Source organism: uncultured Jatrophihabitans sp. (assembly GCF_964252635.1).
GTDB lineage: Bacteria > Actinomycetota > Actinomycetes > Mycobacteriales > Jatrophihabitantaceae > Jatrophihabitans.
On sequence record NZ_CAXUNP010000074.1, the window covers coordinates 1 to 9,531 of the forward strand.

General features: G+C 73.4%; 10 protein-coding genes. 5 read left to right on the forward strand and 5 right to left on the reverse strand.

Annotation, left to right across the window (positions count from 1 at the left end):
• Window positions 1-138 precede the first annotated feature (138 nt).
• The 3 genes from ACFFCA_RS19300 to ACFFCA_RS19310 form a co-directional block, all read right to left on the reverse strand.
• A complete protein-coding gene (locus ACFFCA_RS19300; protein WP_375487826.1) occupies window positions 139-381 on the reverse strand; it encodes an exodeoxyribonuclease VII small subunit in 243 nt (80 codons plus the stop codon).
• Window positions 382-472: 91 nt separating this feature from the next.
• Entirely contained in the window at window positions 473-1,672 is a 1,200-nt protein-coding gene (gene xseA / locus ACFFCA_RS19305; RefSeq protein ID WP_375487828.1) for an exodeoxyribonuclease VII large subunit, read from the reverse strand.
• Between the two features lie 6 nt (window positions 1,673-1,678).
• Entirely contained in the window at window positions 1,679-2,383 is a 705-nt protein-coding gene (locus ACFFCA_RS19310; protein WP_375487830.1) for a hypothetical protein, read from the reverse strand.
• A 51-nt stretch (window positions 2,384-2,434) separates the two neighbouring features.
• Between ACFFCA_RS19310 and ACFFCA_RS19315 the strand changes: the two genes are divergently transcribed.
• Window positions 2,435-3,442 carry a 4-hydroxy-3-methylbut-2-enyl diphosphate reductase gene (locus ACFFCA_RS19315; RefSeq protein ID WP_375487832.1) on the forward strand — a complete coding sequence of 336 codons (1,008 nt, stop codon included), beginning with the start codon at window positions 2,435-2,437 and terminating at the stop codon, window positions 3,440-3,442.
• Here the strand turns inward: ACFFCA_RS19315 and ACFFCA_RS19320 are convergent.
• Window positions 3,429-4,133 (reverse strand): DUF6542 domain-containing protein, encoded by a 705-nt coding sequence (locus ACFFCA_RS19320; protein WP_375487834.1) that lies wholly within the window; start codon window positions 4,131-4,133, stop codon window positions 3,429-3,431. The genes ACFFCA_RS19315 and ACFFCA_RS19320 overlap by 14 nt on opposite strands.
• Window positions 4,134-4,350: 217 nt before the next feature.
• Here ACFFCA_RS19320 and ACFFCA_RS19325 point away from each other — a divergent pair, with 217 nt between their 5' ends.
• Genes ACFFCA_RS19325 through ACFFCA_RS19335 form a run of 3 tightly spaced genes read left to right on the forward strand, consistent with a single transcriptional unit; the run spans window position 4,351 to window position 7,306 of the window.
• Window positions 4,351-5,442: a transcriptional regulator gene (locus ACFFCA_RS19325; protein WP_375487836.1), complete on the forward strand. Its 1,092-nt coding sequence runs from the start codon at window positions 4,351-4,353 to the stop codon at window positions 5,440-5,442.
• Window positions 5,439-6,488, forward strand: a complete 1,050-nt coding sequence (locus tag ACFFCA_RS19330) for an ABC transporter ATP-binding protein (RefSeq protein WP_375487838.1) — start codon at window positions 5,439-5,441, stop codon at window positions 6,486-6,488. Before ACFFCA_RS19325 ends, ACFFCA_RS19330 begins: the two co-directional genes overlap by 4 nt.
• On the forward strand, window positions 6,485-7,306 hold the full coding sequence (locus tag ACFFCA_RS19335; protein WP_375487840.1) for an ABC transporter permease: 822 nt from the start codon (window positions 6,485-6,487) through the stop codon (window positions 7,304-7,306). Before ACFFCA_RS19330 ends, ACFFCA_RS19335 begins: the two co-directional genes overlap by 4 nt.
• Window positions 7,307-7,312: 6 nt before the next feature.
• On the opposite strand, the gene ACFFCA_RS19340 is transcribed toward ACFFCA_RS19335, so the two are convergent.
• A complete protein-coding gene (locus ACFFCA_RS19340) occupies window positions 7,313-8,113 on the reverse strand; it encodes an esterase/lipase family protein (RefSeq protein WP_375487842.1) in 801 nt (266 codons plus the stop codon).
• A 150-nt stretch (window positions 8,114-8,263) separates the two neighbouring features.
• Here ACFFCA_RS19340 and ACFFCA_RS19345 point away from each other — a divergent pair.
• The coding region (locus ACFFCA_RS19345) for an alpha/beta fold hydrolase (RefSeq protein ID WP_375487844.1) at window positions 8,264-9,531 on the forward strand (1,268 nt) is incomplete at its 3' end.

The window sequence follows — 9,531 nt, forward strand, 5'->3', positions numbered from 1 at the left end:
GGCGGGATCGCGTCCTGATGGGTGTCAGCAGGGCCGTCGGTCGGGCCGGTCATCGGGATTCCTCTCGGCGGGGTGTTCCATCCTGTCAGACGCATCGACACCCGCGCGGGGCGTGCGAGAGGTGGTGGGCGAGGTCGGTCACCCCTCGGTGGACGCGTCCCCGGCGGGGCCGTCGTGCCGTGCGATCGCCTCGTCGAGACGCGTGCCGGCGTCGTCGAGCCAGCGCTGGCAGATGTCGGCGAGCTGCTCGCCGCGCTCCCACAGCGCCAACGACTCCTCGAGCGGCTGGCCGCCCGACTCGAGCCGGGCCACGACCTCGCGCAGTTCGGCGCGGGCCTGCTCGTAGCTGGGTTCGTCCGGTTCCTTCGGTTTGCCGGGCACCCGCCGACCCTACAAGTGCCCGCTGTCGCTTCCCGCCCGGTGTGGTCGCGCTGCGGCGCCCTGCAGCGACCACTGCGGGCGGGAAGGCGGATCAGGGGGTCGAACGGGTCGCGTCGAACTGTCCGCCGGCCACCCGGACGTGCAGCGTGCCGGTCGCCTCGTCGGGCGCCCGGACGACGACGCCGTCGGCGCGGCGCACGACCACGGCGTACCCGCGGTCGAGCGTGGCCTGCGGCGACAGCGCCCGCACCCGCGCCCGCACCTGGCCCAGTTCGGCCCGACCGGCCTCGAGCAGGGTCTCGATGCGCCGGCGGGTCCGGGCCCGGGCGGCGTCGACGTCCTCGGCCTCGCGAGCGACGCGACCGCGCACCGTGCGGCGCAGCCGTTCGGGCAGCCCGGCCATCAGCTCGGCCTCGCGGTCGAGGCGGGCATGGATGCGGGCCCGCGCCCGTGTGCGGAGCTGGGCGACCTCGCGCAGCTCGTCGGCGAGGTCGGGCACGATGCGCTTGCCCGCGTCGGTGGGCGTCGAGGCCGCGACGTCGGCCACCAGGTCGAGGAGCGGCACGTCGGTCTCGTGCCCGATCGCGCTGACGACCGGGGTGAACACGTCGGCCACCGCGCGCACCAGCGACTCGTTGCTGAACGGCAGCAGGTCCTCTACGCTGCCGCCGCCGCGGGCGATGACGATCACCTGCACCTGCGGGTCCTTCTCCAGCCGGTCGAGGGCGTCGATCACCTCGGTGACCGCGTTCGTGCCCTGCATGGCCACGTTCTCGATGCGGAAGCGGGCCGCGGGCAGCCGCCGCCGGGCGTTGTCGATGACGTCGCGCTCCGCGGCGCTGGCCCGCCCGGTGATCAAGCCGATCGTGTGCGGCAGGAACGGCAGCGGGCGCTTGTGCTCGCGGGCGAACAGTCCCTCGGCGGTGAGCAGGGTGCGCAGGGCGGCGAGGCGGGCCAGCAGTTCGCCGAGGCCGACCTGCCGCACCTCGAGCGCACGCAGGCTCAGCGTGCCGCGCTCGAGGTAGAAGTCGGGACGGGCGCGCAGCACCACCCGGGTGCCCTCGGCCACCGTGTCCGGCAACACCCCCCGGGGGCAGGTCACGGACATCGAGATGTTGGCGTCCGGGTCGCGCAGGGTGAGGAACTGGGTGGGCATCCCGGGCCGGCGGGTCAGCTGGGCGATCTGCCCGTCCACCCAGATCTCGCCGAGCCTCGAGATCCACTCACCGACCCGCAGGGCGACGACCCGGACGGGGACGGGGGAGTCCGGCGAGGTCTCGAGACGGGCCACCGCGCGCTACTCGTCGGCGACGTTGTCGAACGCCGACGGCGCGGTGTGGCGGGGTTTGCTGAGCGGCTCCTTCGACGCGGTCTTCTTGGCGGCCGTCTTACCCGCCGCCGTCTTGCCCGGTGCTGTCTTGCCCGGTGCTGTCTTGCGCGCGGGGGTCTTGCGTGCCGTGGTCTTACGCGCGGGGGACTTGCGTGCCGTGGTCGTGGGTGCCGTGGTCGTGGAGGGTGCGCTCGTGCGCGCGGACGCCGAGCCGTCGGCCGTGCTCCGCCCCCGCGCGTCCGGGGAGACCGGGACCACGGGCGTCTGGACGTCCGGCGCCACGAGCGGTTCGTCCGCCGGCACGATCTCGTCGACCGGTTCGCGCCCGTCGACGGGCAGGGTCGGGTCCTCGACGCCGAACAGCTCGTCGAACATCGACGGCTTATCTGCGTCGGCGGCCTCGCCGGCCGTCCGGCGCAGCTCGCCGACCGGCACCGGGTCGTCGAACGTGGCCCACGGCGGCGGCTGCTCGGTCGGCGCTCGGCGGTTGAGCACCTCGTCACCGCGGGCGGCCAGGCGGGCGTAGCGCTGCTGCGCGCGCAGCGAGGCCTGCATGGCCGAACTTACCGCCAGCATCGGCAGCTCGATGGCGCGATCGGGCAGGTGTCTCGCCTCGGCGGCGGCGGTGGCGACGAGGCCGACCGCGGCCCGCAGGGGACCGGGGAGGTGCATGTCACCAGCCTGCCCCATCGCCCCCCTTCTGTCCCCGATCGGGTACGTACCATGGCCTTCATGAGCGCCAGTGCATCCTCGACGGACGGAGCCGACCCGACGCGCAAGCGCGTCCTGCTGGCCAAGCCCCGTGGGTACTGCGCCGGCGTCGACCGCGCGGTGCAGACCGTAGAGCAGGCCCTCGACCACTACGGCGCGCCCGTGTACGTGCGCAAGCAGATCGTGCACAACCTGTACGTCGTGCAGGCCCTCGAGGAGCGCGGGGCGATCTTCGTCGAGGAGAACGATGAGGTTCCCGAGGGGGCCATCGTGGTCTTCTCGGCCCACGGTGTGGCTCCCGAGGTGCACGAGCAGGCAGCGGCGCGCAACCTGCGCACCATCGACGCGACGTGCCCGCTGGTCACCAAGGTCCACAACGAGGCCCGCCGCTTCGCCGACGACGACTACGACATCCTGCTCATCGGCCACGAGGGGCACGAGGAGGTCGTCGGCACCAGCGGCGAGGCGCCGCAGAACATCAGGCTCGTCGACGGGCCCGAGAGCGTGGCCGACGTCGAGGTGCGCGACCCCGAGCGGGTGGTCTGGCTCTCCCAGACGACCCTGTCGGTCGACGAGACCCTCGAGACCGTCGGCGCGCTGCGCGAGAAGTTCCCGCTGCTGCAGTCGCCGCCGTCGGACGACATCTGCTACGCCACGCAGAACCGGCAGGCCGCGGTGAAGGCGATCTCGCCGCAGGTCGAGCTGTTCCTCGTCGTGGGGTCGCCGAACTCCTCGAACTCGGTGCGCATGGTCGAGGTGGCCCTGGCCGCCGGCGCCGCGTCCGCCTACCTGGTCGAGAACGCGGCCGCCATCGACCCGCAGTGGCTCGAGGGCGTCAGCACCGTCGGCGTCTCCTCTGGTGCGTCCGTGCCCGAGATCCTCGTCGACGGCGCGCTGGCCTGGCTGGCCGAGCGGGGCTTCGGCACGGTGGACGAGGTCGCGCACACCGAGGAGCGCCTGACCTTCGCGCTGCCGCGGGAGTTGCGGCGCGAGATGGGCGGAGCCGCTACTTCCGGGTGATCAACCGGAAGCCGGCGATGATCAGCACGGCCGCGGTGGCCGCGGCGATCGCCGGGAAGCCGTACACCAGGTAGTTCGACGCGGCGTCGTAGACGACCTTCTTGTCGTGCAGGCCGCTCGAACGCAGGTACAGCTGGAAGACCGCGGCGAGGGTGTAGACGATCGGCGGCGCGATGACGACCGGGAACATGTGCGAACGCCGCACGATGAGCACGGCCACGATCGAGGCGACGACGATGCCGACGTTGAACCCGCCGCGCGCGGCCGTCGTGCCGATGGTGTCGATGAGGCCGCCCACGCCGGCGATGACGATGAGCACGACCAGCGCCGCCCACCAGGGGACGCCGCGCTCGTTCGGCCGCGCGCTGTTGCGCAGCTCGGCAATCTGGCGCTCCATCTGGCGGTTGGCGCGCTGCTTGTCACGGGTCGGGGCCGCCGCGGCCCGCGGGTCGACCGGAGGCCGCTGGCCACCGCCACGTGGTGCGGCCGGGCGCTGGGGTGACTGCTGCGCCGGGCGCCGGGCCGGTGCCTCGGGCGCCGGGGCCTGGAACGCCCGGGCGAACGCGTCGTCGCGGCCGGCGCCGTCGGAGCGGTTCGAGCCGCTGTAGACCGCCGTCGAAGGACCCCAGCCGTCGTCGTCGGACCGACCGGACGACGGCCAGCCGCGGCGCGCTGCGGATCGGTCCGTCACGCGGAGGCTCCTCGGCTGGGAAACGGGGAAACGTGACCGGGTGGTCCACGCCACTGCAGCAAGCTTTCCCGAAACGTTACCGGCCGATGCTGAGACTGTGCAGCCGACGCGCGTACGGACTCAGGTTCGGCCATCGCCGCTTCACAGGTCGAACCTGAACGAGGTCGCCGTCACGGACGTACGGTGAAGTGTGACGCGGCGTTGGCGGTGGGCGGTCGTGGCCGCCGTCGTGGCCGCCCTGGCGGCGGCCCCCACCGTCGTCCGGGTACTGCCCGTCGGCGACAGCGGGGTCGGCGCCGCCACGCTGTTGCAACGCGTCCGGGCGTCGGCCGACGTCGGGTACTCGGGATACGCGCAGACCCAGGGTGGGCTCGCCCTGCCGGTCAGCGGCAGTGCCTTCGGCGCCATCAGCGACCTGTTCGGCGGTACGAACCAGCTCCGCGTGTGGTGGCGGGGCAGCGACGACTGGCGCGTCGACACCCTGAACCTGACGGGAGAAACCGACCTGCACCGCGACGCCGGCGGCCTGTCGACGTGGGACTACGAGAACGACACCGCCCGGCAGACGACCGGCGCGGCGGGCGCCGTCCGGTTGCCCCGTTCCGACGACCTGCTGCCCGGCAACCTGGCCCGGCGCCTGCTCAGCGAGGTGCGGACGGGTGACGTCGAACGGCTGGCGAGCCGTCGCATCGCCGGACACGACGCGGCCGGGTTGCGGGTCGCCGTCCACGAGAAGGGGTCGACCATCACCCGCATCGACGTGTGGGCCCTGCCGGGTTCGGGCCTGCCGGTGTCGGCGGCGGTCTACACCACGGGCAGCCGCACCGCGCTGGTGTCGAGCACGCTGCTCGACCTGACCATCGGCCGCCCAGCCGCGTCGACGGTGGCGTTCCGGCCCCCGGCGTCCGTGCGGGTGGACCGGGGCAGCTTCGACGACATCGTCGCCGCCCTCGACACCTTCGGCCGCACCACCCCTCCCGCGACGGTCGCCGGGCTGGCCGAGCGCCGCGACCTGAACCTCGGCGCCGTCGGCGTCTACGGCCGCGGCGTGACCACGGTCGTGGCCGTCCCGTTGCCGGCCCGGTTGGCCGGCCAGATCGTGCCGTCGTTGCGCACCACACCCGGCGCGGTCGAGGACTCGTCCGGCATCGCCTCCGGGGTGGGCGCCCTCAACGTCCAGCTCGGACCGCCCGTCGGTTTCGGCGACCGTTGGCTGCTGGTCGGCACGGTCACGGCGGCCACGCTGCGGGACGCACTGGCGGGGCTGCCGCCGCTGCAGCCGTACTACTTCGGGCGGGGGCTGCGATGACGGACAGCAGGGTCCACGTCGACCGGGCGGGCGACGAGGAGGCCGATGGCGTGCCCGGCGGGGTCGAGGAGCGGCCCGGTGTCGAGTCGGTCGTGCGCACCCGTGCGCTGACGAAACGCTTCGGCCGGGTGACGGCCGTCGACGGCCTCGATCTCGACGTGCGGGCCGGCGACGTCTACGGGTTCCTCGGGGCGAACGGCTCGGGCAAGACGACGACCGTGCGCATGCTGCTCGGTCTCGTGCTGGCCACGTCGGGCGAGGCGCACGTGCTGGGCAGGGCGATGCCCAAGGGCGCGGCCGAGGTGCTGCCACAGGTCGGCGCCCTGATCGAGGGTCCGGCGGCCTACGGGCACCTGTCGGCGCGGACCAACCTCGAGCTGCTCGACTCCAGCGGCGAGGGTGGTGAGCGGCGCACCAGGTCCGCGCGCGTCGGCGAGGTCCTGGAGCAGGTCGGCCTCGACGCCGTGGGACGGCGGCCGGTGAAGGCGTTCTCGCTCGGTATGCGGCAGCGGCTGGGTCTGGCGGCGGCGTTGCTGCGCCGGCCGCGGCTGCTCGTGCTCGACGAGCCGACCAACGGCCTCGACCCGCAGGGCATCCACGAGATCCGCGACCTGCTCCTGGGCCTCAACCGCGCGGGCACCACGGTGTTCCTGTCGTCGCACCTGCTGTCCGAGGTCGAGCAGATGTGCACGCGCGTCGGCGTCCTGGACCGGGGGCGGCTCGTGCTGCAGGAGTCGCTCGAGGCATTGCGCCGCCCCACCGGGTTGACGGAGGTCCGCACCCGCGACCCGGCGGCCGCGGCGTCGGTGCTGGCCGGTCGCGTCGAGTCGCGCGAGGGCGACCTGCTGCTCGTCCGCGGTGGGGAGCCGGCCGAGGTCAACGGCCTGCTGGTGCGGGCCGGGGTGCCGATCGACGGGCTGGCCGCCCAGCGCCTGACCCTGGAGGAGGTCATCCTCGAGCGGACGTCGGCCGGCTCGGACCGGGTGGCTCGGCGCGACGAGCGTCGACCGGTACCCGAGGACGAGACCACCGAGGTGTTGCCGTGATCGCCGTGGAGCTTCGCAAACTGGCCCGTCGGCCGCGTACCTGGCTGACCCTGCTGCTGCTGAACGCGTTGCCGACCCTGGTGGCGGTACTGCTCGCCACCACCGACATCGCGCCCCGTCCGGGGTCGGGGCCGGCGTTCCTGTCGGCGGTGCTGTCCAACGGGTCGCTGTTCGCGGTCGCCGCCCTGGCCATCGTGCTGCCGCTGTTCCTGCCGATCGCGGTCGCGGTCATCGGCGGCGACTCGATCGCCGGCGAGGCGCAGTCGGGCACGCTGCGCTATCTGCTGGTCCGGCCCGTCGGACGAACCCGGCTGCTCTCGGCGAAGCTGGTGGCGGTGCTCGTCTTCACGGTGGTGGCGGTTGTGCTCGTGGCCGGCATCGGGTTCGTGGTCGGCTCCCTGCTGCTAGGCAACGACCCGGCGACGGCCGGCTCGACGATCGCCAGCGTGTCCGGCTCGGCGCTGACGCCGACCCAGGTGGCGCTGCGGACGCTGCTGGCCATGGGATACGTCGCGCTGTCGATGTTGGGCGTGGCGGCCATGGCGCTGCTGCTGTCGACGTTCACGGACTCGCCGCTGTCGGCCACGCTGGGCGCCATCGCCTTCCTCATCGGGTCGTCGGTGCTGCTGACCCTGGACGCCGCCCGGCCGTTGCAGCCCTACCTGCCCACGCGGTACTGGTTGTCGTTCATCGACCTGTTCCGCGACCCCATCCTGTGGCGCAACGTCGAGCGGGGCGTGCTGCTGCAACTGGTGTACGTCGGGGTGTTCCTGCTCGCTGCGTGGGCCAATTTCAGCACGAAAGACGTGAAGAACTGACGCGGGTCAACTCCCGCCGACACAGCCTGACGCCGGGGCCTTCGGTGGCCCTGCCGCCAGCTCGGCCAGGACGACGGCCTGCACGGTCGGGTCGGTGGGCAGGCCCGAGTGCCGGACCGGGTCGGTGGCGCACACGCTCTGGACGGTGAGGTTCAGCGCCCCGTCGAGGCGCGCCGACGTCGGTGGCAGGACCACGTCGTCGTGCGTGGTCCAGATCGAGACGAACCGCGGGCCGGCCGGGGTCTCGTCGCCGGCGTTGAGGTCGCGCAGCAGGGTGCTGTCGGTGGCCAGCTGGCGACAGGCCGTGGGGCAGGCCCCGGGCAGGGCGCTCCCGGCGAGCGCGGCGACGTCGGTGCCGTGCTGGGGCGAGCCGAGCGTGACGACGTGCCGTGCGCGACCGGCCCCGCCGTGGTCGCGCACCCAGAGCCGGGCGACCACACCGCCGGCGGAGTAGCCGATGACGTCGACCGACTTGGCTTGCGTGCGGTCGAGGACCTTGGTGACGGCACCCCCGAGCGCCCGGGCCTGCGCGTCGAGGTCATCGCGTCCGTCGCCGGGCAGGTCGAAGACGGTCGCGTCCTTGCCGTGGCTGCGGAGGTAGGTTGCCAGCGCGGTGACGCCGGTCGTCGACCCGCCGTAGCCCGGCACGAGCACGACGGGTCCGGGCACCTGTTGTGACACGGGCGCTGCGTCGTCGCTCCCGCCGCCCACCGTCACGGCGACCACGATCGCCGCCGCGGCGACGACGACCAGCGCTGCGAGGGCGAGCACCAACCGGCGGCGGGCGGGGGCCAGCGACGACAGCATGCCGCCATGGTGCACACGCGACGCTGTGCGCTTTGGCCGACGGTATGCAGACCCGCGGGCCGGGACCCTCGCGTCGGCGTACCGTCGCGGTCCTTGCACGGTCTCGTCGCAGGGCTGTGAGCGAGGTGTGCGGTCGTGCATCATGCGCGCATGCGGATCTCGCGAATGCTCGTCCCGGCCGTCGTGGCCCTCGTCGTCAGCGGGGCCGTCCAGTCGGCAGCCGGTGCCACCAGCGGCGTGACGCCCACGGCGTCCCGCGTCGGCGTACCCAGGACCGTCCGGGTCGGCGGGCTGACGCTGACCCGCTGCGGCCTCGGCACGACCCGGCCCGCGTACTGCGGAACGCTGCGTGTCCCGCTCGACCCCGGCGACGCCGCGGCCGGCACGATCAGGGTCGGCTTCGGCTGGCTGCCCAGCAGCGCGAAGCCCCGGGGAACGGTGTTGGCCCAGGAGGGTGGGCCCGGTTACCCCTCGACGGGTACGGCCGCCGACTTCGAGACCCTGTTCGGGCCCACGCTGGCGCACCGCAACCTGCTGGTCGTGGATGCCCGCGGGACCGGCCGGTCGACGCCCATCGACTGCGAGCCTCTGCAGTCGCTGCCGTCACCGTCCACGCGTTTCACCGCCGCGGCGGACGCGTGCGGCCGCCAGCTCAACCACACGTTCCGGCGCTCCGGCGGGGGATGGGTGCACGCGTCCGACCTGTTCACCACCGCCAACACCGCCCGCGACACCGCGCGGGTGCTCACCGCGCTGCACCTGCCGACGGTCGACGTCTACGGCGACTCCTACGGCACCTACTTCGCGCAGTCGTTCCTCGCGCGTTACCCGCGGATGGTCCGTTCGGTGGTACTGGACTCGGCCTACGAGGCGCGTGACCTCGACCCCTGGTACCGCACCACCGTGACGGCGGCCCGCCGCGGTTTCGACACCGTCTGCCGGCGCGCGGTCGGCTGCCCGCGCGGGTCGTCGTGGGCGCGGATCTCGCGGCTCGCGGGTTTGCTGCGTCACCGCGCGGTCACCGGCTCCGTCGTCGGTACGGACGCGGCGCGGCACCGCGTCACCGTCGGTGTCACGGCGCTGGTGAACATGGTGAACGATGCCGGGTACGACACCGATCCTTACCGCCAGCTCGACGCCGCCGCCCGGGCCTACCTCGAACGGCGTGACGCCACCCCGTTGCTGCGCCTCTACGCCCAGGACATCGGCTACGACTACAGCGACTACCACGCCGCGGCCGCTGACTACTCCGACGGGCTGTACCTCGCGGTGGCCTGCACCGACTACCCGCAGCTGTTCGACATGCGTTCGGCACCGTCCGCCCGTCGAGCCCAGCTCGCCGCGTCGATCAAGGCCCTTCCGGCGCGGACGTTCGCGCCGTTCACCACCCGGGAGTGGTTGACCGTGCTGCCCTACAC